Origin of the sequence: Micromonospora sp. WMMC273, from assembly GCF_027460285.1 — a bacterium.
Taxonomy (GTDB): Bacteria; Actinomycetota; Actinomycetes; order Mycobacteriales; family Micromonosporaceae; genus Micromonospora; species Micromonospora aurantiaca.
In genome coordinates, this window is the sequence record NZ_JAPZBE010000001.1 from 2,870,759 (window position 1) to 2,894,351 (window position 23,593).

The 23,593-nt window shown below is 74.0% G+C and carries 24 protein-coding genes; 16 read left to right on the plus strand and 8 right to left on the minus strand.

The features are described from left to right. Positions 1-91 precede the first annotated feature (91 nt). The gene (locus O7611_RS13360) at positions 92-970 is read left to right on the plus strand and encodes an alpha/beta fold hydrolase (protein WP_269696928.1); all 879 of its coding nucleotides are present in this window, start codon (positions 92-94) and stop codon (positions 968-970) included. Between the two features lie 50 nt (positions 971-1,020). On the opposite strand, the gene O7611_RS13365 is transcribed toward O7611_RS13360, so the two are convergent. Next, a complete protein-coding gene (locus O7611_RS13365; RefSeq protein WP_269696929.1) occupies positions 1,021-1,992 on the minus strand; it encodes an ABC transporter permease subunit in 972 nt (323 codons plus the stop codon). Next, positions 1,989-2,822 (minus strand): ABC transporter ATP-binding protein, encoded by an 834-nt coding sequence (locus O7611_RS13370; protein WP_269696930.1) that lies wholly within the window; start codon positions 2,820-2,822, stop codon positions 1,989-1,991. The genes O7611_RS13365 and O7611_RS13370 overlap by 4 nt, the downstream gene beginning before the upstream one ends. 119 nt (positions 2,823-2,941) lie before the next feature. Between O7611_RS13370 and O7611_RS13375 the strand changes: the two genes are divergently transcribed. The 4 genes from O7611_RS13375 (at position 2,942) to O7611_RS13390 (ending at position 6,547) form a co-directional block, all read left to right on the plus strand. Then, a complete protein-coding gene (locus O7611_RS13375) occupies positions 2,942-4,060 on the plus strand; it encodes a sensor histidine kinase (protein ID WP_269696931.1) in 1,119 nt (372 codons plus the stop codon). Then, entirely contained in the window at positions 4,060-4,707 is a 648-nt protein-coding gene (locus O7611_RS13380) for a response regulator (RefSeq protein WP_269696932.1), read from the plus strand. Before O7611_RS13375 ends, O7611_RS13380 begins: the two co-directional genes overlap by 1 nt. 65 nt (positions 4,708-4,772) lie before the next feature. Beyond that, entirely contained in the window at positions 4,773-5,741 is a 969-nt protein-coding gene (locus O7611_RS13385) for an ATP-binding cassette domain-containing protein (protein ID WP_194802470.1), read from the plus strand. Next, positions 5,738-6,547 carry an ABC transporter permease gene (locus O7611_RS13390; protein ID WP_269696933.1) on the plus strand — a complete coding sequence of 270 codons (810 nt, stop codon included), beginning with the start codon at positions 5,738-5,740 and terminating at the stop codon, positions 6,545-6,547. Before O7611_RS13385 ends, O7611_RS13390 begins: the two co-directional genes overlap by 4 nt. Positions 6,548-6,590: 43 nt before the next feature. On the opposite strand, the gene helR is transcribed toward O7611_RS13390, so the two are convergent. Further along, entirely contained in the window at positions 6,591-8,762 is a 2,172-nt protein-coding gene (gene helR / locus O7611_RS13395) for an RNA polymerase recycling motor ATPase HelR (protein ID WP_269696934.1), read from the minus strand. Positions 8,763-8,986: 224 nt separating this feature from the next. Between helR and O7611_RS13400 the strand changes: the two genes are divergently transcribed. The 5 genes from O7611_RS13400 to O7611_RS13420 all read left to right on the plus strand — a co-directional run bounded on the left by O7611_RS13400 (position 8,987) and on the right by O7611_RS13420 (position 12,146). Then, on the plus strand, positions 8,987-9,778 hold the full coding sequence (locus O7611_RS13400; RefSeq protein ID WP_194802473.1) for a TetR/AcrR family transcriptional regulator: 792 nt from the start codon (positions 8,987-8,989) through the stop codon (positions 9,776-9,778). 102 nt (positions 9,779-9,880) lie between these two features. After that, a complete protein-coding gene (locus O7611_RS13405; protein ID WP_162959099.1) occupies positions 9,881-10,027 on the plus strand; it encodes a hypothetical protein in 147 nt (48 codons plus the stop codon). Continuing rightward, entirely contained in the window at positions 10,027-11,244 is a 1,218-nt protein-coding gene (locus O7611_RS13410; RefSeq protein ID WP_269696935.1) for a YeiH family protein, read from the plus strand. Before O7611_RS13405 ends, O7611_RS13410 begins: the two co-directional genes overlap by 1 nt. A gap of 33 nt (positions 11,245-11,277) precedes the next feature. Further along, on the plus strand, positions 11,278-11,811 hold the full coding sequence (locus tag O7611_RS13415) for a flavin reductase family protein (RefSeq protein WP_269696936.1): 534 nt from the start codon (positions 11,278-11,280) through the stop codon (positions 11,809-11,811). 23 nt (positions 11,812-11,834) lie between these two features. After that, positions 11,835-12,146: an NIPSNAP family protein gene (locus tag O7611_RS13420; RefSeq protein WP_269696937.1), complete on the plus strand. Its 312-nt coding sequence runs from the start codon at positions 11,835-11,837 to the stop codon at positions 12,144-12,146. Between the two features lie 15 nt (positions 12,147-12,161). On the opposite strand, the gene O7611_RS13425 is transcribed toward O7611_RS13420, so the two are convergent. Further along, on the minus strand, positions 12,162-13,166 hold the full coding sequence (locus tag O7611_RS13425; protein WP_269696938.1) for a helix-turn-helix transcriptional regulator: 1,005 nt from the start codon (positions 13,164-13,166) through the stop codon (positions 12,162-12,164). Between the two features lie 86 nt (positions 13,167-13,252). On the opposite strand from O7611_RS13425, the gene O7611_RS13430 reads away from it, so the two are divergent. Beyond that, the gene (locus O7611_RS13430) at positions 13,253-13,831 is read left to right on the plus strand and encodes a DinB family protein (protein ID WP_269696939.1); all 579 of its coding nucleotides are present in this window, start codon (positions 13,253-13,255) and stop codon (positions 13,829-13,831) included. Between the two features lie 20 nt (positions 13,832-13,851). After that, positions 13,852-14,943 carry a winged helix DNA-binding domain-containing protein gene (locus O7611_RS13435; RefSeq protein WP_269696940.1) on the plus strand — a complete coding sequence of 364 codons (1,092 nt, stop codon included), beginning with the start codon at positions 13,852-13,854 and terminating at the stop codon, positions 14,941-14,943. Positions 14,944-14,951: 8 nt separating this feature from the next. Here O7611_RS13435 and O7611_RS13440 read toward each other — a convergent pair whose 3' ends face one another. Next, positions 14,952-16,163 carry a MalY/PatB family protein gene (locus O7611_RS13440; RefSeq protein ID WP_269696941.1) on the minus strand — a complete coding sequence of 404 codons (1,212 nt, stop codon included), beginning with the start codon at positions 16,161-16,163 and terminating at the stop codon, positions 14,952-14,954. Between the two features lie 34 nt (positions 16,164-16,197). Between O7611_RS13440 and O7611_RS13445 the strand changes: the two genes are divergently transcribed. Continuing rightward, a complete protein-coding gene (locus O7611_RS13445) occupies positions 16,198-16,767 on the plus strand; it encodes a GNAT family N-acetyltransferase (protein ID WP_269696942.1) in 570 nt (189 codons plus the stop codon). Here O7611_RS13445 and O7611_RS13450 read toward each other — a convergent pair. Genes O7611_RS13450 through O7611_RS13460 form a run of 3 tightly spaced genes read right to left on the minus strand, consistent with a single transcriptional unit; the run spans position 16,754 to position 20,035 of the window. Continuing rightward, positions 16,754-17,530 carry an outer membrane protein assembly factor BamB family protein gene (locus O7611_RS13450; protein ID WP_269696943.1) on the minus strand — a complete coding sequence of 259 codons (777 nt, stop codon included), beginning with the start codon at positions 17,528-17,530 and terminating at the stop codon, positions 16,754-16,756. The two genes, O7611_RS13445 and O7611_RS13450, sit on opposite strands and share 14 nt — an antisense overlap. Before the next feature lie 44 nt (positions 17,531-17,574). Next, a complete protein-coding gene (locus tag O7611_RS13455) occupies positions 17,575-18,396 on the minus strand; it encodes an MOSC domain-containing protein (protein WP_269696944.1) in 822 nt (273 codons plus the stop codon). Positions 18,397-18,406: 10 nt separating this feature from the next. Next, positions 18,407-20,035 carry an acyl-CoA dehydrogenase family protein gene (locus tag O7611_RS13460; RefSeq protein WP_269696945.1) on the minus strand — a complete coding sequence of 543 codons (1,629 nt, stop codon included), beginning with the start codon at positions 20,033-20,035 and terminating at the stop codon, positions 18,407-18,409. A 179-nt stretch (positions 20,036-20,214) separates the two neighbouring features. Here O7611_RS13460 and O7611_RS13465 point away from each other — a divergent pair, with 179 nt between their 5' ends. The 3 genes from O7611_RS13465 to O7611_RS13475 are packed head-to-tail and all read left to right on the plus strand — an operon-like array spanning position 20,215 to position 23,575. Beyond that, entirely contained in the window at positions 20,215-21,753 is a 1,539-nt protein-coding gene (locus tag O7611_RS13465) for an ABC transporter substrate-binding protein (protein ID WP_194802485.1), read from the plus strand. Next, the gene (locus tag O7611_RS13470) at positions 21,753-22,697 is read left to right on the plus strand and encodes an ABC transporter permease (protein WP_269696946.1); all 945 of its coding nucleotides are present in this window, start codon (positions 21,753-21,755) and stop codon (positions 22,695-22,697) included. Before O7611_RS13465 ends, O7611_RS13470 begins: the two co-directional genes overlap by 1 nt. Further along, entirely contained in the window at positions 22,694-23,575 is an 882-nt protein-coding gene (locus O7611_RS13475; RefSeq protein WP_269696947.1) for an ABC transporter permease, read from the plus strand. Before O7611_RS13470 ends, O7611_RS13475 begins: the two co-directional genes overlap by 4 nt. Positions 23,576-23,593: the final 18 nt, after the last annotated feature.

Genomic DNA, 23,593 nt, shown 5'->3' on the forward strand with positions numbered 1-23,593 from the left:
TCCTCGACCAGGGTCACCGTATCGCGCTCATCGGTTGCTCATCCGGCGCCGCCACGCTGGTCAGGTACGACGAGACGAAAGAGGGATCATGATGAGCACCACCATCGCGGGATTCGACTACCAGCGCGTTCCGGTCGCCGAGGGCGTGACGCTGAACGTGGCGGTGGGCGGCTCCGGCAGCCCGGTCGTGCTGCTGCACGGCTTCCCGCAGACCCACCTGATGTGGCGGCACGTGGCCGCCGACCTGGCCGGCGGGCACACGGTGATCTGCCCCGACCTGCGCGGTTACGGCGCCAGCGACAAGCCGGCCGCGCACACCGAGGACACGTACAGCAAGCGGACGATGGCCGCCGACGTGGTGGCGCTGGTCCGCGCGCTCGGGCACGAGCGGTTCGCGCTGGCCGGGCACGACCGGGGTGCCCTGGTCGCGGTCCGGGCCGGTCTGGACCACCCGGACGCGGTCACCCACCTGGCGTCGCTTGATGTGCTGCCCACCCTCGACATGTGGGACGTGCTGCACGGCGTGAACGCCTCGGTGGCGTTCCACCTCTACCTGATGGCCCAGCCGCCCGGCCTGCCGGAGCAGATGATCGCGGGCAGCGCCGACGCGTTCTTCGGGCACTTCCTCGACGCCTGGGCCGGTGACCCGGCGGCCATGCCGGCGCAGGTGCGCGCCGAGTACCTGCGCGCCTCCCGGGAGGCGGTCGACTCCATCGTCGCCGACTACCGGGCGTCGGCCGGGATCGACGTGACGCACGACCGGGCGGACCGGGACGCCGGGCGGCAGCTGACCATGCCTACCACAGTCATCCAGCAGGACTGGGGCGCCGCGCTCGGCTACGACGCGGCGGCGGTGTGGCGGGCCTGGGCCCCGGACCTGGAGCATCGCACCACCACGGCCGGGCACTTCATGGCCGAGGAGGCGCCGGGCGAGATCGCCGAGGCGCTGCGCGCGTTGTTCAAGCGCTAGGTACGGCGGTCCGGGCGCGCGTGGCGCCCGGACCGTCCGCCCCCGTCCGCTCAGCCGGCCCGTCTCCGGACGTGCCACAGGCCGAGCGCCGCCAGCAGACCCGCCGCGCCGAGGTGGAGTGCCAGCTCGATCCACTGGAACGCCCAGAACCGGCGGTTCGGCTGGTACGCCAGGTCCACGTGCAGGCCGAGCTTGCCGAGGCAGACCGCGGTGTCGCCGAACGTGCCGGTGGCTCCGGTACGCGGCGGGTCACGGAAACAGGTGCCGAACGCCTCGTCGGAGAGCTGCCGCCCGTCGGCGGTCCGCAGCGGGCTGATGCCGGTGACCCACGCACCCGGCACGTCCAGCCCGCCGACGACCGGCGCGCCGGTGATGCTGCCCAGGTTGCGGGCCCGGTTGACGGTGTCGGCGGTCATCGGCACGGTGACCCGCTCCGGCGGCAGGTAGTGCGGGCGCAGCAGGTTCGGCACGGCGAGCTGCACCACGACCACGGCCAGGAACACCACTGCCATCGCCGGCAGGGTGCGGCGCAGCAGCAGCCCGGCGACCACGCCGAGGACGAGGCCGAACACGGCGTACCCGACCGGCGCGATCCCGCGCGCGCCGAACAGCACGGTGCTGAATCGGTCGCCGGCGACCCGGTCGACGGGCGCGGCCGCCCAGGTCAGCAGCGCGCCGAGCACACCGGCGACGAGCGCGGCGGCGGCCGACAGCACCGCCAGCTTGACCGCCAGCCAGCGGCGGCGCGGCACGCTCTGGTTCCACACCAGCCGGTGCGTGCCCTGCTCCAGCTCCCGGGCCACCAGCGGCGCGCCCCAGAACGCGCCGATCAGCGCGGGCACCAGCGCGAACCCGCCGGCGAGGAACAGCATCGTCTGCGCGTACCGGCCGGGCAGCCGGGCCGGATCGGGCACGGCCCGGATGTCCGCGCCGAGGCGCAGCAGGTAGGCGCCGGCCAGCACCAGCAGGACGGCGCCGACGAGCGCCGGGAGGCGGAACTGCCGCAGCGTCATCCGGATCATCTGGTCACCGCCGGGCGGGCGGCGGCCCGGGACAGGTACGCCAGGACCAGTTCCTCCAGCGTGACCGGCGCGTCGTCGCGTACCGCCGGGCCCCGGACCACGACGCGGCCGGGCTCGGCCCAGATCACCTCGGCCCCGGCGGGCGCGGCGGTGCTCCGGTGGTGCGTGGCGAGCAGGTCCGGGACCGGTCCGGCCACCTGCACCTGGGCGGCACAGAGCACGACCAGGTGGTCGCAGACCTGCGCCACGTCGCCGAGCAGGTGCGAGGAGAGCACCGCCCCGGCGCCGAGTTCCCGCACGAAACCGGCCAGCCCGTGCATGAACTCGCGGCGCGCGAGGGGGTCCAGCGCGGCGGCCGGCTCGTCGAGGATCAACAGCTCGGGACGTTTCGCGGCGGCCAACGCGAGGGCCAGTTGCGCGCGCTGGCCGCCGGAGAGCCGGCCCGCCTTCTGCGCCGGATCGAGGCCGACCTCGTCGACGCGCCGCCGGGCCAGCGCCGCGTCCCAGGACGGGTTGAGCCAGGCGCCCATCCGCAGGTGCTCGGCGACGGTCAGGGAGGCGTAGACCGGTGTGTCCTGGGCGACGAAACCGACCCGGGCCAGGTGCGCGGCGTCGGCGGCCGGCGGTGAGCCGAGCACCGTCAGCGAACCCGAGGTGGGCGCGATCAGGCCGCAGGCCAGTTGCAGCAGCGTGGACTTGCCGGCGCCGTTGGGGCCGACCAGGCCGACCACGTGCCCGCGCGGAACGCTCAGGTCGCAGTCGGCAAGCGCGGTGCGGCGGCCGTACCGTTTGGTCAGCCGCTCGGCGTGCAGGGCGAGTGGTGGATACATGCGGCTCATCCTGGGCACGCCCGGACCGGCGGGCATCGGTCCGGAGCAGGGTCCGGCACTCGGGCGGCCCCTACTTTCGGCCGGTTCGCGACGGCCCGCGATCTCCTAACGTGCTGGGCATGGCTGGTGAACGGATCACCCGCGTGGCGGCGACGGCGGGGCTCGCCGTGGTGCTGCTCGCCGCGATCGGCGTCCAGGCGGTGGCGATCGCCGCGAGCTGGGGGCTGCCGTACTGGCTTCCCGGCGGCACGGCCGCCGTCGTGGTCGGCGTGCTGGCTCTGGTACGCGACAGGCAGCGCGTCGTCACCGCCACCGCCGGACTCGTCGTCGCCGGGTCGGCCGTCGCCGTCGCCCGGCTGTTCGACCTGCCCACCGAGCCGGGGCCGGCGCTGGCGCTCGCGTCGGCCGTCCTGGTCGGATCGGCGGTACGCGCTCTGCCGCCGCTGCCCGCCGGACTGATCGGCGCCGGTGGTCTCGTGGTGGCGGCCGGGGCGTGGCCGGCCGCCCGGCCGGGGGCGGGCGGGTCGGGGGTGGTCGCGCTCAACGGGCTGTGCTGGCTCGGCGGGGTCGCCGCCGGGCTCACGCTGCGGCTGCTCGACGAGCGGGCGAAGGTCACCGCCGAGCGGGTACGCCGCGACGAGCGGCTGGAACTGGCCCGGGAACTGCACGACGTGGTGGCCCACCACGTCACCGGCATCGTGGTGCAGGCACAGGCCGCCCACCTGGTCGGGCGCCGGGATCCGGCGCGCGCCACTGAGTCGCTGGCCGGCATCGAGGCAGCAGGCGGCGAGGCGATGCGGGCCATGCGCCGCCTGGTCGGGCTGCTGCGCGACACCGCGGACGCGCCGCCGGCCTCGGCCGGTACCGAGCAGATCGAGGAACTGGTCGAGCGGTTCCGCCGGCAGGGCCCGCCGGTGCGGCTGCGGCTGCCGGCGGAGACGGCCTGGCCGCCGGAGGTCACCAGCACCGTGCACCGGATCGTCCGGGAGGCGCTGACGAACGTGGCCCGCCACGCGCCGCACACCGGCCAGGTCACAGTCGACGTGGCGCAGGAGCCGGACGCGGTGGTGGTCGAGGTGACCGACGACGCGTCCGCCACGCCCGCCGAGTCCCGGGGCGGATACGGCCTGATCGGCCTGCGGGAGCGCGTCGAGGCCCTCGGCGGCACGCTGACCGCTGGTCCCTGCCCCGGCGCCGGATGGTCGGTCCGGGCCTCCGTGCCGTACGGGAGGCGGTGATGACGATCCGGGTGCTGCTCGCCGACGACCAGGCGATGGTTCGCGGCGGGCTGCGGCTGATCCTGGAGGACCAGCCGGACATCACAGTGGTCGCCGAGGCGTCCGACGGTGTCGACGCGGTCGCCCAGGCCCGCCGCCTGCGACCCGATGTCTGCCTGGTGGACATCCGGATGCCGCGGCTCGACGGGCTCCAGGTGACCCGGGCGCTCGCCGGGCCCGAGGTGGCCGACCCGCTGCGCGTCGTCGTGGTCACCACGTTCGACCTGGACGAGTACGTCTACGGCACGCTGCGCGGGGGAGCGGCCGGGTTCCTGCTCAAGGACGCCGGACCGGCGCTTCTGGTGGAGGCGGTGCGGGCGGCGTACCAGGGTGACGCGCTCGTGTCCCCGTCGGTGACGGTCCGGCTGCTGCGGCACCTGACCCCGCCCGCGCCGCCCCGCGACGAGCGCCGCCCGGCGTTGTCCGAGCGGGAGATCGAGGTGGTACGCGAGATCGCCCGGGGCCGGACCAACCTGGAGATCGGCGCGGAGTTGTTCATCTCGCTGAGCACCGTGAAGAGCCACGTCTCGACGGTGCAGACGAAGCTCGGCCTGCGGAACCGTACCGAGATCGCGGTCTGGGCGTGGGAGCACCGGATGATCGGCTGAATCATTGGCGGACGCCATACCGTACGTTGTACGTTAGTGCCCTCGTCGACGGAGGGGGAACAGACGTGGAACATGCGATCCTCGCGGAGGGCCTGCGCAAGCGGTACGGGGACACGGCCGCGCTGGACGGCTTCGACCTGCGGGTGCGACCGGGCACCGTGTGCGGGCTGCTCGGCCCGAACGGCGCCGGCAAGACCACAGCCGTCCGCATCCTGGCCACGCTGCTGCGCTTCGACGCCGGGCGGGCCGAGGTGGCCGGCTTCGACGTGGCCGGGCAGGCCGACCGGGTGCGCCACCGCATCGGCCTGGTCGGCCAGCACCCGGCGGTGGACGAGGCACTGAGCGGCCGGGAGAACCTGGTCATCTTCGGTCGCCTGTTCCACCTGGACCGGGCCGCTGCACGACGGCGGGCCACCGAGCTGCTCGACCGGTTCGGGCTCGCCGACGCGGGCGGGCGGCCGGTACGCACGTACTCCGGTGGCATGCGCCGCCGCCTCGACCTGGCCGCCGGGATGATCCTCGCGCCGTCGGTGCTGTTCCTCGACGAGCCGACCACGGCGCTGGACCCGCGCGGGCGCAACGAGGTGTGGGAGGCGGTACGCGATCTGGTGCGCGCCGGCACCACGGTGTTGCTGACCACGCAGTACCTGGACGAGGCCGACCAGCTCGCCGACCGCGTCTGCGTGCTCGACGCCGGGCGGGTGATCGCCGAGGGCACCCCCGATGCGCTCAAGTCCCGCCTCGGCGGCGACCGGATCGACCTGGTCGTTCGTGACGCCGCCGACCTGGCCACCGCCGCCGCGCGGCTGCGCGCCGTGGCCCGTACCGAACCGGCGCTCGATCCGGACCGGCGGGCGGTCAGCGCCCAGGTCGGCGACCGGGCCGGCGCGCTGACCGAGGTGCTGCGTGCGCTGGACGCCGACGGCGTGGACGTGGCCGACGTGGCGCTGCGGCGACCCACACTGGACGAGGTGTTCCTCCAGCTCACCGGCGGGCCGTCCGCCGACCGGACCGGTGTGGAGGTGACCGCGTGACCGCGACGGTGACCCCGGCCCGGCGCGCGTCGCTGGCCGGTGACGGCCTGACGCTGACCGGTCGTGCGCTGGCGCACTGGCGGCGTGAGCCCGGACCGCTGATCGGCTCGCTGGGCTTCGACATCCTGATGGTGCTGATGTTCGCGTACCTGTTCGGCGGCGCGCTCCAGGTACCGGGCGGCGGCAGCTACCGCGAGTTCCTGATGCCCGGCATGTTCGCCATGACGATGGTCTTCGGCATCAGCATGACCACCCTGGCGGTCTCGGCGGACCTGGAGCGTGGCGTCACCGACCGGCTGCGGTCGATGCCGGTGTCCCGGCTGGCCCCGCTGCTCGGCCGCGCTGTGGCCGACCTGATGTTCGCGGTGGTGACGCTCGCCGTCATGCTGCTCGTCGGCCTGGCGATCGGGTGGCGGGCACGCGGCGACCTCGGCGACACGCTCGCCGCGCTCGGGCTGATCCTGCTGCTGCGGTTCGCGCTGGTCTGGGTGGGCGTCTTCCTCGGCCTGACCGTGAAGGGGCAGAGCGCGGTGACGGCCGTGCAGACGCTGGAGTTCCCGCTGGGCTTCCTGTCCAGCGCGTTCGTGGCGCCGTCCACCATGCCCGCGTGGCTGGGCGCGGTCGCCGAGTGGAATCCGCTGTCCGCGACCGTCGGGGCCACTCGCGAGCTGTTCGGCAACCCCGGCTGGGGCGGCGACTCGTGGGTGGCCGCGCATCACCCGCTGCTGGCGGTGCTCTGGCCGCTGGTGCTGGTGGCGGTGTTCCTGCCGCTGTCGCTGCGCCGCTACCGGGCGCTCAGCCGCTGAGCCGGACCCCGGGGGCGGTCTGTGCGCCGCCCCCGGGGCCCGGTCACGGCCCGGTCAGCACGACCAGTTCGCCGGTGGCCCGGGTCATCGCGACGTACCGGTCCACCGCCCCGGCGACCCCGTCGCCGAACGCCTCCGGGTCGACAAGCACCACCAGATCGAACTCCAGCCCCTTGGCCAGCACCGGGCTCAGCGACCGGACCCGCTCCGAGGCCGGGAACGCCGGATCACCGATGACGCACACGACGCCCTCGCGGTGGGCGGTGAGCCAGCCGTCCACCACCGCGCGCAGCTCCGCGCGGGAGCCGTACCGCACCGGAGCGCCGTCGCGGATCGACGTGGGCACGTTGGCGTCGGGCAGCACGGCCCGGATTACCGGCTCGGCCGCCGCCATCACCTGCGCCGGAGTGCGGTAGTTGACGGACAGCGTCGCCACCTCGACGCGGTCGAACCCGGCCCGCGCCAGCCGCTGCGGCCACGACTCGGTGAACCCGTGCCGTGCCTGCGCCCGGTCACCGACCACCGTGAAGCTGCGCGACGGGCAGCGCGCCAGCAGCATCTGCCACTGCGCGTCGGTCAGCTCCTGCGCCTCGTCCACCACGACGTGCGCGAACGGCCCGGCCAGCAGGTCCGGATCGGCCACGCTCAACACGCTGGAGTCGACCAGGCTGGTGCGCATGTCCTCGCCGTACAGCATGGTCATCAGACCCTCGCCGTCGTCGTAGGCGTGCGACGCGATCAGCGCGTCGACCACCGTGTCCATCTCGGCGCGCTGCGCCGCCAGAACCCCCTCGTCGCGGCGCCGCCGCAGCGACGCCTCCGGGTCACCGACCCGCCGCCGGGCCGCGTCCAGCCACGGCAGGTCCGCCGCCGTCCAGGCTCGAGGGTCGGCCCGCCTCAGCGTACGGATCTCCTCGACGCTCAGCCAGGGCGCGCACCGGCGCAGGTAGGCCGGCACCGACCACAGGTCGGCCACCACGTCGAGCGGGTCGAGCAGCGGCCACGCCCGGCCGAACGCGGTGACCAGTTCCCGGTCGCGCCCCAGCGCGCGGCGGACCGCCTCCTCCGGCTCGTCGCCGCGGTACTTCTCCACCAGGATCGTGAGCAGTTCCTCCCACACCTCGTCGCGGGCCTCGTTGTGCGGGACGCCCGGCCCGGCCACCTCGAACGCCGTCGCCCAGTCGCCGGCGGTCAGCCGCACCTCGGCGTCCCCGACCCCGACAGTCATTGCGGTCGCGGGCGGCTCCTCGTAGAACCGGACCGCGGCGTCGACAACGCGCACCACGTCCCCGGACGCCTTCAGCCGCGCCACCTCCGGGTCGGTCTCCGGCGCCGCCGCCGCGCCCTCCGGCACCAGGTCGGCGAGCGTGCAGATCTGCACGTCCTCCTCGCCCAGGCTGGGCAGCACGTCGGAGACGTAGTTCAGGTACGGCTGGTGCGGCCCGACCACCAGCACCCCGCCCCGGCGCTCGCCCAGCCGCGGGTCGGCGTGCAGCAGGTACGCGGTGCGGTGCAGCGCCACCACGGTCTTGCCGGTGCCGGGGCCGCCGTCGACCACCAGCGCACCCCGCGACCCGGCCCGGATGATCGCGTCCTGATCGGCCTGGATGGTGCCGAGCACGTCGCGCATCCGCGCCGACCGGGTCGCGCCCAGGCTGGCGATGAACGCCGACTGGTCGTCCAGCGCGGCGTGCCCGGCCAGCCCGTCGGCGGTGAACACCTCGTCCCAGTAGTCGGTGATCCGGCCCGCGGTCCACCGGTACCGGCGGCGGCTGACCAGGCCCATCGGGTCGGCGTGGGTCGCGCCGAAGAACGGCTCGGCGGCGGGGGAGCGCCAGTCCAGCAGCAGCCGGCCGCCCGCGCCGTCGGTCAGGCCGAGGCGGCCCACGTACACCGGTTCGCCGCCGTCCGCGCCGACCATCCGGCCCAGGCACAGGTCCAGGCCGTAGCGGCGCAGCGTGCGCAGGCGCGCGCTCAACCGCCGGACCTCCTGGTCCCGGTCGACCGCCTGCCGGCCCCGGCCGCCCGCGGCCCGGCGCGTGGCGTCGAGCCGGTCGGTCAGGTCGGCGATCGAGCGGCGCAGGCTGTCCGCGATGGCGGCGAAGTGCCGCTCGTCGGCGGCGATCAGCTCGGGGTCGGCCTTCGCCGACAGTCGCTCGGGTAGATCGAAAACGCTCGTGGCAGGCAGGTTCAACTCGTCTCCGATCGCGGGCACGGCCGAGCCTCCGCTCTTCGCGGCTTTTCGAATGGCACGGCAATGGGTTACGGCCGGCAATTGTGCGCCGTCACCCCGGTCTTGCGGCAAGACCGGGGTTGCGCTATATGTTGGTAGTGGCGGGAGAACCCGCCATTCTTTTTGCCCGAACAATTCTCGGGCTCCCCTTTTCCGGCGTCCCGCCGACGGCTGGTGACCGGCCCGGCCGGTAGGATGACGGCACCATGTCGAAGGAGCGCCGGCGCAAGGCCGATCCCGCCCGCAGCCTGGCCCTTCTCTGGCGCACCCGGGAACCGGCCAGCCGCGGCGCAGGTCCCGGTCTCAGCGTCGACCGGATCGTGCGGACCGCGATCGAGATCGCCGACGCCGAAGGTATCGACGCGCTCACCATGCGCCGGGTCAGCGAGGCACTCGGCGTGGGCACCATGTCCGTCTACACGTACGTGCCGGGTAAGGCGGAACTGCTCGACGTCATGGTGGACGCCGTCCTCGGTGACCTGCCGCGCCCGGCCGACGTGCCGGGTGGCTGGCGGGGCCGGCTGGAACGCATCGCGCGGGACAACCTCGCCCTCTACCGGGCCCACCCGTGGCTGCTGCGCGCCGAGACGACCCGGCCGGTGCTCGGCCCGAACGTGCTCGCCAAGTACGACTACGAGCTGCACGCCGTGGCGGACATCGGGCTCGACGACGTGGAGATGGACGCGGTGCTCACGCTCGTGCTGGGGCACGCCAAGAACGCGGCCCGGGTCGCGCTGGACGTGGTCGAGCTGGAACGTGAGACCGGGATGACCGACGACCAGTGGTGGCGGACGCACGGGCCCTGGCTGGAGAAGTTCATGGCCGCCGGCAGCTTCCCGCTCGCCGCGCGGGTCGGCACCGCCGCGGGCATGGCGCACGGCGCGGCGTACGGGCCGGACCACGCCTTCGAGTTCGGTCTGCAGCGGGTGCTCGACGGCATCTCGGTGGTGGTGGCCGCCCGCGCCGCGGGTGAGCCGGAGCGCGGGAAGACCTTGTAATCCTACTAGTTAAGTAGGAAACTCTCACTGGGGTCGATGATCCCTGTCACCCCTCGCCTCCGGCTGCCCTCCGTCGCCCGCGCGTACCCGTAGGAGCCCCGCATGAGCAACGCGCCCACGCCACCCGAACCGCCCACCGCCGGCACGTCCCGGCTCGCCTTCAGCGAGGACTGGGCCGCCACCGTACTCGGCCTCGCGCTGCTGCTTCTGGTGCTGGCCGGCGCGATCCCGGCCGGGCTGGTGCCGTGATGGCCGCCGCCCCGGAACCCGCCGTCCGCAGCACCGCCGCCGGGCCGTCCGCGGCCTCCACCGTGGACGCCCCGGCCGCCGCGACCTCGGACCGACCCGCCGGTACGCCCGCGGTCGCTTCACCCCGGGCCGACCTGCGCTCCGGCGCGTTCTGGGCCTGGACCGGCCTGGGCCTGCTGGTGGTGCTCGGTCTCGCCGCGCTCACCCGGTACCTCGAACAGAACGTGCCGGTCTGGGCCGAGGGCAGCGCGATCGAGGACGTGGCCGGCGCGGTCGAGTACCCGGTCTACGCGATCCTGCTCGGCCTGCTCGGCAACCTGATCGTCACGGTGACCGGGCTGCGGGACCGGATCTCCGCCGCGTTCCGTACCGAGTTCTTCATCAAGACCGGTCTGGTGCTGCTCGGCGCCTCGATCAACCTCGCAGTCATCGCGAGCGCCGCCGGTCCCGCCATCGCCCAGGCGTTGCTGCTGATCAGCGGCGTGTTCCTGTTCACCTGGTGGCTGGCCGGGCGGTTCGGCCTGGACGAGAAGCTGCGCGCGCTGCTCGCCTCGGCGGTGTCGATCTGCGGGGTCAGCGCCGCCATCGCCGCCGCCGGTGCGGTACGGGCACGCCGGGAACAGCTCGCGTACACGGCCAGCCTGGTCATCGCGTTCGCGCTGCCGTCGATCTTCCTGCTGCCGTGGCTGGCCGACGTGCTCGGCCTCTCCGACGCGGTCGCCGGCGCCTGGATCGGCGGCAACATCGACACCACCGCCGCCGTCACCGCGGCCGGCGCGCTCGCCGGTGAGGACGCGCTCCAGATCGCCAGCATCGTCAAGGTCACCCAGAACGCGCTGATGGGCGTGGTCGCGGTGGCGCTCACCGCGTACTTCGCGCTGCGGGTGGAGCGCCGGCCGGACGCCCCGCGCCCCGGGCTGGGCGAGCTGTGGCGCCGGTTCCCGAAGTTCGTCCTCGGGTTCGTCGCCGCCTCGGTGATCGCCACCTGGTACCTCGACGCCGCGGGCGCGGACGGCAAGACCACGATGGCGGTCGTCACCGACCTGCGCGTCTGGTTCCTCATCCTGGCCTTCGTCAGCATCGGCCTGGAGGTCCGCGTGTCGTCGCTGCGCGAGGCCGGCTGGCGGCCGGTGACCGTGTTCGGCGCCGCCACCGTGTTCAACCTGGTGCTGGCCCTCGGGCTGGCGTCGGTGCTGTTCCACGGTTTCACGGTCTGACCGGTCCCGTCCCGTACACCTTGGAGGAACACCGTGACCGAGCCCGCCGACACCCCGGTCGACGCCGACGCCGACGCGCTGCGGACGCTGCTGCGGCACCAGGCCAGCACCGTCACAGTGGTCACCGCCGCCGGTCCGCCCGCGGCCGGGTTCACCGCCACCTCGTTCACCGCGGTGTCGCTGCGACCGCCGATCGTCTCGTTCTGCCTGGACCGGGGGTCGTCGAGCTGGCCGGTGGTGTCCCGGGCCCGGCACGTCGGGGTGCACCTGCTCGGGCACGGCCAGCACGAGCTGGCCCGGACGTTCGCCACCAGCGGGATCGACCGGTTCGCCGGGCCGACCCGCTGGCGGCCCGGCCCGGAAGGGGTACCGGTCCTCGACGACACGCTGGCCTGGCTGCTGTGCCGGGTGGTGGACCGGGTGGTCGTCGGGGACCACGCCGTGGTGCTTGCCGAACCGGAACTGCTCCGGCACGCCGACGTCGGCTCGCCGCTGCTCTACCACAGGGGGCGGTACGCGGGCCTGGCCGACACGACCGACCCCGGCGACCGCCGCTCCGCCGCCTGACCGGCCGCCGCTATCGTGGCCGCGTGATCACCTGCGTCGTGCACTACACGATCGACCCCGCACAGATCGAGGCGTTCGAGCGCTTCGCCCGCACCTGGATGCGGCTGGTGGCACGGCACGGCGGCGTGCACCACGGCTACTTCCTGCCCGCCGAGGGCGCCAGCGACCGGGCCGAGGCGCTGTTCAGCTTCTCCAGCCTGGCGGCGTACGAGCAGTACCGGGCCCGGTTCGGAGTGGACCCGGAGTTCGTCGCCGCCGACCGGATCCGCGAGGAGTCGGGCTGCGTCCTGCGGTACGAGCGCACGTTCATGCGCCCGCTCCTGCCCACCGACTGACGCCCCGGCCCGGGGCTACCGAGGCGTGTGCCGGCCCTCTGCCGCGGCGGCGTAACGGCGGGCCAGGCGGGCGAACGCCTCGCGCAGCTCCGGCGGCCCGACCACCTCGATGTCGGCGTCGTAGCGGCCGAGCACGGCGGCCAGCCCGGGCCACGACCAGGCGCCCAGCACCAGCCGGCAGCGGTCCGGGCCCAGCGCCTCGACGATCCCGTCGCGGGTCCACCCGGACACCACCCGGGCGGGCAGGTCGAGGATCACCTCCCCGCGGCAGGGCCAGTCACCCGGCCCGGTGGCGCCCTTGAACCGGCCGGCGACGTACGCGGCCACGTCCCCGCCGGGCAACTCGCGGGGCGTGAACCGGGGGCCGGTGGGCGTACGCGGGCTGATCCGGTCGACCCGGAACGTGCGCCAGTCGTCGCGGTCGAGGTCCCAGGCGACGAGGTACCAGCGGCCGCCCCAGGTGACCAGGTGATGCGGCTGCACCCGGCGCGGCGGCCGGTCCGGATCCGGTGGCGCGGCGGACACCGGCTCGTAGTCGAAGCGCAGCTCCTCGCGGGCGTGCACGGCGGCGCTCAACGTCATCAGCAGCGCCGGTTCCACCCGGTGCTGTGCCGGCGTGCCGGCGCGTTGCACGTCGACCACCCGCAGCGCGTCCACCCGGTGCCGCAGCCGCGCCGGCATCACCTGCCGCACCGTGGTCAGCGCCCGCGCGGCCGCCTCCTCGATGCCGGTCACCCCACCGGCGGCGGTCTGCAACGCCACGGTGAGGGCGACCGCCTGCTCGTCGTCGAAGAGCAGCGGCGGCAGCGCCGAGCCGGCGCCCAGCCGGTAGCCGCCGTCCGGCCCCTTGGCGCTCTCGATCGGATAGCCCAGCTCCCGCAGCCGGTCGACGTCGCGGCGCACCGTACGCGGGCTGACCCGCAGCCGTTCGGCGAGCAGCGATCCGGGCCAGTCGCGTCGCGCCTGCAACAGGGACAGCAGGGCGAGCAGTCGGGCGGAGGTCTTCGGCACGACACGCATTCTGCCGCGAGAAGAGGACACTTCCTGACCGCTATGCCTGCGAGGGTGGACCCGTACCCGATCAGGACCGGAAGGAACCGATGACGATGACCGGCACCACCACGACCCCTGCCACCCTGGACGCCGAGCGGACCGACCTGCTGGCCGAGCTCGCCGAGGCCCGGAACATGCTGATCAACACGGTCCGTGGCCTGACCGACGAGCAGGCCGGGCAGAAGCCGACCGTCAGCGCGCTCTGCCTGGGCGGCCTGATCAAGCACGTCGCGTCCACCGAGGAGGCGTGGCTGCGGTTCGTGGTCGAGGGCCCCTCGGCGATGTCCTTCGCCATGCCCGAGGGCGTCACCTGGGAGGACTTCATGTCCGGGCAGGCCCGCGAGCTGCCGCAGTGGGCGATCGAGCGGGGACGGGACTTCCAGATGCTGCCCGAGGACACGCTGCCGGCCATCCTCGACCGGTACGCCCGCGTCGCCGCCCGTACCGAGGAGATCGTGGCCGGCGTCGAGGACCTGTCGGCCACCTGGCCGGTCCCGGACGCGCCGTGGAACGAGCCCGGTTCGGTCCGCAGCGTCCGGCGGGTGCTGATCCACGTCATCGCCGAGACCACCCAGCACGCCGGGCACGCGGACATCCTGCGCGAGAGCATCGACGGCCAGACCACCACCTGAGCCGGCCGGAGAACGAAGCCGTGACAGTGCTCGACCGGCGTGCGCTCAACCGGGCGACGCTCGCCCGGCAACTGCTGCTCGACCGCGCCGACCTGCCGGTGACCGACGCGGTGGCGCACCTGTGCGGGTTGCAGGCCCAGGAGCCGCAGGAGCCGTACGTCGGGCTCTGGTCCCGGCTGCGGGCCTTCGACCCGGCGGTCCTGGCGGACCTGCTGGTGCGCCGCCGCCTGGTGCGTACCCACCTGATGCGCCGCACCGTGCACCTGCTCGCCGCGGACGACGTGCTGGCCTGGCGGTCCCGGCACGACGCGATGCTGCGGCAGCGGGTGCTGGGCGTCTACCGCGGCGAGTTCGACGGGGTCGACCTCGACGAACTCGCCGCGGCGGCCCGGAAGGTCCTGGCCGACGGCGAGCCCCGCACCACCGCCGAGATCGTGGCGGCGCTCGCCCCGCGCTGGCCGGCGACCGACCGGCGGGCGCTCGGCGAGATCGTGCTCGCGCTGGTGCCGGCCGTGCAGGCGCCGCCGCGCGGACTGTGGCGGACCACCGCCGGCGTCCGTACCGTCGCTCTGGCCCGGTGGCTGGGCCGCGACGCCGAACCGCCCGGCCCGGACGGCGACGACCCGGCCGGGCGGGCGCTGGTGCGGCGCTACCTGGCCGCGTTCGGGCCGGCCGCGTCGGCGGACCTGCGCGCCTGGTGCGGCCTCGCCGGGCTGCCCGCCGCGGTGGCCGCGGTCCGCGACGAGCTGGTGGCCTTCCGGGACGCGCGGGGCCGCACGCTGCTCGACCTGCCGGACGCGTCCCGGCCCGACCCGGACACCCCCGCGCCGGTACGGTTCCTGCCCGCCTTCGACAACGCCGTGCTCGGCTACCACGACCGCAGCCGGATCATCGACGACGCCCACCGCAACCTCTCCGTGGCCGGGGCCCGGTTCGTGCTCGTCGACGGCCGGGTCGCCGCCACCTGGACGGTCGACGCGGGCGTCGTGGTGGTCACGCCGCTGCGCGCGTTCACCCGCGTCGAACGCGCGGCCGTCACCGCCGAGGGCGGCGCCGTGGCGTCGTTCCTGTCCGAGGGTGACAACCAGGGGGTACGCGTCGTCGCCCGTTGAGCCGCACGTCAGGCGGTCGCCGCCGCCCGGCCCATCCGGGTGACCGCCTCGGTGAGCACGGCGGGGGAGGTGGCGAAGTTGAGCCGCACGAACCCGGCACCACCGGCGCCGAAGACGTGCCCGGAGCTGAGCGCCACCCGGGCCCGGTCGAGGAACATCCGCGCCGGACCGGCCAGGTCGCTCGCCACGCCCGGTCCGTCGCCCGCCTCGGTGGGTACGCCGAGGCGCCGGCAGTCCAGCCAGGCCAGGTACGTGCCCTCGGGCGGCTGCCACGACACGGTCGGCAGGTGCTCGGCCAGCAGTGACCCGAGCAGCGCCCGGTTCGCGTCCAGGCCGTCGAGCAGCCGGTCCAGCCACGGCCCGCCGGCTCGGAACGCGGCCGTGTGCGCGAGCACCCCGAGGTGGCTGGGGCCGTGACTGACCTCCTCCGGCATCCGGGCCAGGTCGTCCGCCGCGTCCGGCCCGGCGACCGCCAGCGCCGCCTTGAGCCCGGCCAGGTTCCACGCCTTCGATGCCGACAGCAGCGCGAACGCGTTCTCCGCACCCGGCACCGTCAGGTACGGGGTGAGCCGCGCGCCGGGCAGCGCCAGCGGTGAGTGGATCTCGTCGGCCACCACCCGTACGCCGTGCCGGGCGGCCAGCTCGGCGACGGCGGCCAGCTCGTCGGGCCGGTGCACCACACCGGTCGGGTTGTGCGGGTTGCAGAGCAGGAACGCCGGGCGGTCGCCGATCGCGCGGGCGCGGCGGAACGCCTCCTCCAGCGCGGCCGGGTCGAGCCGCAGGTCCGCGCCGAGCGGCGCCTCGAGGACCTGACGGCCGGCGTTCGTGACGAACGCGTAGAACGGCGGGTAGACCGGAGGAGTGACCACCACCGCGTCACCCGGGCCGGTGACCAGGCGCAGCACCTCGACCGTACCCATCATCACGTCCGGCACCAGCGAGGTCCGGCCGACCGGGAAGTCGGCCCAGCCCCACCGCTGCGCGGCGAACCCGCCGACCGCCTCGGCGTACCCGGTGCCGAACGCGTAGCCGGTGTCGCCCAGCTCGACCGCCCGGCGCAGCGCCTCGGCCACCGGCGGCGCCAGCGGTACGTCCTGCTCGGCCACCCACAGCGGCAGCACGTCCGGCGGGTAGAGCCGCCACTTCACGCTGGTGCGCTGCCGGAGCTGGTCGAGCGTGAGCCGGGTGAGCGGGTTGCCGTCGTCGGCGGAAACGACCATGCGGCCCACCCTAGGTTCCTCCTACCATCGCCGGATGACCCACCCGGCGTACCCGCTGCGCACGCCCCGGCTGCTGCTGCGCCCGGTCACCCTCGACGACCTCGACGACGTGCACGCCTGGCAACGCCGCCCGGACGTGGTCCGCTGGATGGCCGGCGCCGCGCCGCGTACCCGGGCGGAGTCCCTGGCGTCGGTGACCGCGATGGCCGGCGAGGACGCGCTGCGCGCGGAGGGCGACTGCCTGACGCTCGCCGTGGTCCGCGACGCGCGGGTGATCGGCGCGGTCGAGCTGGTGTGGCGCAGCGCCGCGGACCGCACCGCCGAACTGGGGTACGTCTTCCACCCCGACCACGGCGGCCGAGGGCTGGCCACGGAGGCGGCCGGCGCGCTGCTGGACTGGGGTTTCGCCGGGTTCGGGCTGCACCGGGTGATGGCCCGCTGCCACGCGGACAACGCGCCGTCGGCGCGCCTGATGGCCCGGCTCGGGATGCGGCGGGAGGCGCGGCACGTGCGCAGCTACCGGTTCCGGGACGGCTGGGCCGACCAGCTCGTCCACGCGATCCTGGCCGACGAGTGGCGGTCCCGGCAGGTCAGGTCGGGCTGACCGCGCTCAGCCCACCCGCGCCGGCGAGCAGCACGGTGTCCGGGTCGAGGGCGTGCAGGGAGTCGATCCGGCGTAGCGCGGTGGCCCTCTCGTGGACGCCGTCGTCGTCCACGCGCAGGAGGACGCCGGACCGTCGCGCCGCGACGTGACAGTGGCCCGCCGCCACCACGCCGGAGACCGGCGGGTCACCCGCACCCACGCGCCGGCGGACACCGCCGGTGGTCAGGTCGACGGCGGTAAGGCCGCCCCGGTTGTCGCGTACCCAGGCCAGGGTGCCCGTGACGGAGGGCGCGTCCGGGGTGAGGTCGGCCTCGGCGCGGAAGAACTCCTCGCCGTCGCCGGATTCGAGGTGGACCCGCCGGATCGTGCGCGGGCCGCACCGGAGCAGCACGTGGTCGTCGTCGACGGTGACGAGGGCCGGCGAGTGGTCGCTGTCCGTCAGCGGCTCGGGCAGGGCGAGCCGGCGTACCTCGTCGCCGCTGTCGGCGTCGAGTATCCGCAGCTCGGACCCGCCGAGGGCGCCCACCACGACGACGCCACCGGCAACCGCGGGCCGGACCGTGGCCACCCGCGCCGTGGTGGCCCACCGCGTCGTCCCGGTCTCCCGGTCCAGCGCGCGCAGTGCGGTGTACCCGCGCCACCCGCCCACCAGCACGGTGTCCTCGTCCACCACGAGATGACCGGTGTACGGCGGCACCGGCGCGCGCCACACCAGCGATCCGGTGCGCAGGTCGAGGCAGTCCACCTCGTCCGGGCCACGCATGTGCGACGGTCTGCTCCACCGCACCGACACCGGCGCTACGCCTGTCACATCGCGTGGCATTCGTCGCCGACCCGGATCTCGCCGGTGGTCAGCGGGACCAGGCGGACACCGAACCAGGTCTTGCCGCCGTGACGCCGGTGCCGGGCCAGCGTGCGGATCGGCTCCTTCCCGCCGGCGAGGGTCTCCGGGTCGATGAGCGTCACCGAGCAGCGGTCGCAGCGTTCGGACACCCGGAAGTCGACGGCCCCGATGCGCACCCGCGTCCAGCCGTCCTCGGCGAACGGTTCGAGCGGTTCGTCCAGCACCACTGTCGGCCGGAACCGGGCCATCGCCAGCGGCTCCGGCGCGGGCTCGCCGCGTTCCAGCGCGCCCTCGACGATCCAGTCCCGCAGCCGCCGCAGCGACGGCACCGTGGCGACCAGCAGCGGTCCGGCGTCGGAGAGGTTCAGCGGATCACCGGGCCGGCCGCCGTGCTCGGCCGACATCGGCCGGCGGCGCGGATCGTCCAGCCAGGCCAGCCGTACGGGCCGGCCCAGCCGGGCGGAGAGCCAGTCGTGGGCCTCGTCGGCGGCGAGCCGGACCGTGTCCAGCCGCGACACGTCGGTCGGGACCGGCGGCCCGTCCACCGGTTCGGCGACTGTCAGCGTCGACCCGTCGCGGGCGGTGAGCGTGATCGACCCGGGGCCGGGCGCGGCGGTCAGGCCGAGCAGCGCCGGCGGGGCGGTCGAGCCCACTTTGCGGCCGTCCGGGCGCAGCACCACCCAGCGGCGGTCGTGACGCAACCCCCACGGCTGCACGTCGGCCCGGTCGACGTCGACGCCGCCGAGGGACTTGACCGGATACAGGTGTATCGAGGCGAGCCGCATCACCACCCCCTCAGCCGATCTTCGGGGTGGCGCGGTCGATGATCGCGGCCAGGTCCAGTCCGCCCGGCAGCGTCCCGTACGCCTGCCCGTGGTCGCCGTCGAGCCGGGACGCGCAGAACGCGTCGGCGACCGCCGGGTGGCCGTGGCGCACCAGCAGCGCGCCCTGCAGCACCAGCGCCAGCCGCTCCACCACCCGCCGGGCACGCAGCTCCAGGTCGGTGTGGTCGGCCATCTCGTCGCGCACCCGGCGCACCGCCGCGTCCAGCCGGGCGTCCGCCCCGGCCGCGGCGGCCACCTCCGCCTCGTACGCGGCGAGCACCTGCGGTTCCCGGGTGAGCGCGCGCAGCACGTCGAGGGCGGCGACGTTGCCGGAGCCCTCCCAGATCGAGTTCAGCGGCGACTCCCGGAACAGCCGGGGCATGCCGGACTCCTCCACGTAGCCGTTGCCGCCCAGGCACTCCAGCGCCTCGGCGGCGTGCCCCGGCCAGCGCTTGCACACCCAGTACTTGCCGACGGCGAGGGCGAGGCGCTTGAACGCGGTCTCGCCGTCGTCGCCGCGCGCGGACCGGTCGGTCGCCCCGGCCAGCCGGACCATCAGGACGGTGGCAGCCTCGGACTCCACCGCCAGGTCGGCCAGCACGTTGCGCATCAGCGGCTGGTCGGCCAGGTAGGCGCCGAACGCCCGCCGGTGGGTGGCGTGGTGCACGGCGGTGGTCACGCCGTGGCGCATCCCGGCCGCGGCGCCGATCACGCAGTCCAGCCGGGTCAGGTTGACCATGTCGATGATGGTGCGTACGCCCCGGCCCTCGTCGCCGACGCGCCACGCCACCGCGTGCTCGTACTCGACCTCGGCGGAGGCGTTGGAGCGGTTGCCGAGCTTGTCCTTGAGCCGCATGAGCCGCATCGGGTTGCGGGTGCCGTCGGGCAGCACGCGGGGGACCAGGAAGCAGGTGAGGCCACCGGGCGCCTGGGCGAGCGTGAGGAACAGGTCGCACATGGGCGCCGAGGTGAACCACTTGTGCCCGACGAGCCGGTAGCTGCCGTCCGGCTCCGGCCGGGCCGTGGTGGTGTTGGCGCGCACGTCCGAGCCGCCCTGCTTCTCGGTCATCGACATGCCGGCGAGCAGGCCGCGCTTGGTCTGCGGCGGGCGCAGCCCGAAGTCGTACTCGCGGGCGGTGAGCAGCGGCTCGTAGCGGGCGGCCAGCTCCGGGCTGTGCCGCAGCGCGGGCACGGCCGCGTAGGTCATCGAGATCGGGCAGCCGTGCCCCGCGTCGGGCCGCCACAGGTAGAACCCGGCCGCGCGGGCCACGTGCGCGCCCGGCCGGTCGTCGGCCCACGGCGCGGCGTGCAGGCCGTGCCCGACGGCGGTACGCATCAGCTCGTGCCAGGACGGGTGGAACTCCACCTCGTCGACGCGGTGGCCGTACCGGTCGTGGGTGCGCAGCACCGGCTGATGCTCGTTGGCGAGCCGACCGTGCTCGGCGGCCTCCTCGCCACCGGCGAGCCGGCCCAGCTCGTGCAGGTCGGGCAGCGCCCAGCCGGCGCCCTCGCGGGCCACGCCGTCGCGCAGCGCCGGGTCGTCGGCGGTGTCGTGGCCGACCATCGGCGGGACCTGGTTGACGACCTCGTGTGTGGTCACGGCGGCAACTCCCAGCGCAGGTGGCGGATCAGGTCCGGGCCCGGATTGAACCACCGTTCACTCCGCACCGGCAAGCGCGCGACGACAAGTCAATTTGGCTGGATTCGTTTGACATCATCCGGCTCGGAGAGAAGACTCGCCGAAACTTTCTTTTGTCCGGGAAGTGGCTAGGGGGGCCTGTGTCCAGGAAGAAGCTCGGCGTGCTCGGCGCCGCACTCACACTGACCGTCGGCGTCCTGTCCGGATGCACCGGCGGCGAGGCGGTCGACGTCGGCGGCGGGGGGAACGCCGGCGGCTCCGGTGGAGTTCTCAACGCCGCGATCGGCGGCGAACCCGACCAGCTCGACCCGCACAAGACCTCGGCCTACTACAGCTTCCAGGTGCTGGAGAACGTCTACGACACGCTCGTCGAGCCGGACGCCGACCTGAAGATGGTGCCGTCGCTGGCGACGAAGTGGACCACCAGCGACGACCAGCTCACCTGGACGTTCACGCTGCGCGAGGGCGTCACGTTCTCCGACGGGTCGCCGCTGACCTCCGAGGACGTCGTCTACTCGTACGAGCGGATCATCAAGGAGAAGCTGAACAACGCGTACAAGTTCGCCACCGTCAAGTCGGTCACCGGGCCCGACCCGGCCACAGTGGTGGTGACGCTCAGCGCGCCCACGCCGAACCTGCTCGCCAACCTCGGCGGCTTCAAGGGCGTGGCGATCGTGGAGAAGTCAAACGTCGAGTCCGGCAAGGTCAAGACCGCGCCGGTCGGCAGTGGCCCGTTCAAGGTGGCCGGCTACACCTCCGGTGACAGCGTCAAGCTGGTGCGCAACGACTCGTACTGGGGGGACAAGCCGAAGCTGGACGGCGTCACGTTCACCTTCGTCAAGGACCCGACGGTGGCGCTGCAGAACCTGCGCAGCGGCCAGGTCCAGTGGACCGACAACCTGCCGCCCCAGCAGGTGAAGTCGTTGCAGGACGGCGACGACCCGGTGGTGAAGTCGGCGGCCTCTACCGACTACTGGTACGTGGCGCTCAACGAGGCCCGCAAGCCGTTCGACAACCCCGAGGTGCGGCGCGCCGTCGGGTACGCGCTGGACCGCGAGGCGATCACCAAGGCCGCGAAGTTCGGGTTGGCCACCGTCAACCAGACCGCCATCCCGAAGGCCAGCGCGTTCTACTACGACTACGCGCCCTACAGCCACGACCCGGGCAAGGCGAAGCAGATGCTCGGCCAGGCCGGCGTGAGCAACCTGACCATGGATCTGATGGTCACCAGCGAGTATCCGGAGACGGTCACCGCCGCGCAGGTCATCGCCGCGCAGCTCAAGGACGTCGGCATCACCGTCAAGATCCGTACGCTGGACTTCGCCCAGTGGCTGGACGAGCAGGCGAAGGGCAACTTCGACGGGTTCATGCTCGGCTGGCTCGGCAACATCGACCCGGACGAGTTCTACTACGCCCAGCACCACAGCGGCGGCACGTTCAACTTCCACAAGTACAAGAACCCGGCGGTCGACAAGCTGCTGGACGACGCGCGCACCCAGACCGACCAGGGCGCCCGCAAGCAGGCGTACGAGCAGGCGGCGAAGCAGATCGTCGACGACGCCAGCTACCTCTACCTCTACAACCCGGACGTGGTGCAGGGCTGGTCGAAGAAGGTCTCCGGCTACGAGGTGCGCACCGATCGGGCGATCCGGTTCCGGTCGGTCGCCCTGGCGAAGTGATGGCCCGCTTCGTCCTGCGGCGGGTCCTCCAGTCGGCGGTCGTGCTGGTCGGCGTGACCCTTGTGGTGTTCCTGCTGCTGCAACTGGTGCCGGGCGACCCGGTCCGGGTGGCGCTCGGCACCCGGTTCGACCCGCAGACGTACGATGCGCTGCGGGAACGGGCCGGCCTCGACCAGCCGCTGCCGGTGCAGTACGTCAGCTACCTCGGGCACGCGCTCACCGGTGACCTGGGGGTTAGCTTCCGCACCGGCCAGCCGGTGAGCCAGATCGTGCTGGAACGGCTGCCCGCCACGCTGTCGCTCGCCGTCACCGCCGTGGTGTTCGCGCTGCTCGTCGCGTTTCCGCTGGGCATCGTCGCGGCGGTACGCAGCGGCTCCGCCGTCGACCACGCCGCCCGCGTGTTCAGCCAGTTCGGCGTCTCCGTGCCGGACTTCTGGATGGGCATCATGGGCATCCTGCTGTTCGCCGGGGTGCTCGGCTGGCTGCCCCCGTCCGGCTATGTGGCGCTGACCGACGACCCCGGCCGGTGGGCCACCCACGTGGCGCTGCCGGCGGTCACCGTCGGCCTGGTCACCGCGTCGATCCTCACCCGGTTCATCCGCTCCTCCGTGCTGGAGGTGCTCTCCGCCGACTACGTGCGCACCGCCGAGGCGAAGGGGCTGCGCAACCGGGTGGTGATCATGCGGCACGTGCTGCGCAACGCGCTCATCCCGGTGGTCACCGTGGTCGCGGTGCAGCTCGCCAGCCTGCTCGGCGGCGTCATCGTGATCGAGGTGCTGTTCGCCTGGCCCGGTATCGGCCGGCTCACCTTCGACGCCGTGCAGGCCCGCGACTATCCCGTCCTGCAGGGCGCGGTGCTGCTCGTCGCGGCGCTGTTCCTGCTTGTCAACCTGCTGGTGGACATCCTCTACGCCCGCCTCGACCCGAGGATCACGGTCAAGTGAGCGCCACGACCGAGAGCACCGGACGCCGCGTCCTGGACGCGCTGCGCCGCGACCCGCTCGCCGTCGGCGGCACGATCGTGCTCGTGCTGCTCGTCGTGGTCGGCGTGGCCGGCCCGTGGCTCGCCCCGGCCGGCGTCAACGACGTCGACGTGGACCAGATGCTGCGACCGCCCAGCGGCGCGCACCCGTTCGGCACCGACGAGCTGGGCCGCGACGTGCTCAGCCGGGTGCTCGTCGCCGCCCGCGTGTCACTTCAGGTCGGCGCCGTCAGCGTCGGCATCGCGCTGGTCGCCGGCGTGACGCTCGGGCTGTTCGCCGGCTACTACCGGGGCTGGCTGGACAGCGTGCTCATGCGCTGCATGGACGTGCTGTTCGCGTTCCCGGTGCTGCTGCTGGCGGTCGCCATCGTGGCGGTGCTCGGCCCCGGCCTGCTCACCGCGATGGTCGCCATCGGCGTGGTCTACACACCCATCTTCGCCCGGATCACCCGCGCCGGCGTGCTCTCCGTACGCGAGCAGGTGTTCGTCCGGGCCGCCGTCTCCATCGGCGCGTCCGACCTGCGCATCATGCGCCGGCACGTGCTGCCGAACATCGCCGCGCCGCTGATCGTGCAGACGTCGCTGTCGCTGGCGTTCGCGATCCTCTCGGAGGCCGCGCTGTCCTTCCTCGGCCTCGGCATCCAGCCGCCCGCGCCGGCCTGGGGCCGGATGCTGTTCGACGGGCGCGGTTTCGTCACCGACGCGTGGTGGCTGGGTGTGTTCCCGGGCGCGGCGATCTTCCTCACCGTGCTGGCGTTCAACCTGGTCGGCGACGCGCTGCGCGACGTGCTCGACCCGCGCCAGCTCACCCTGGGCGAGGCCCGCAGGAGCACCGCATGAGCGAGCGCACCGAGCGGA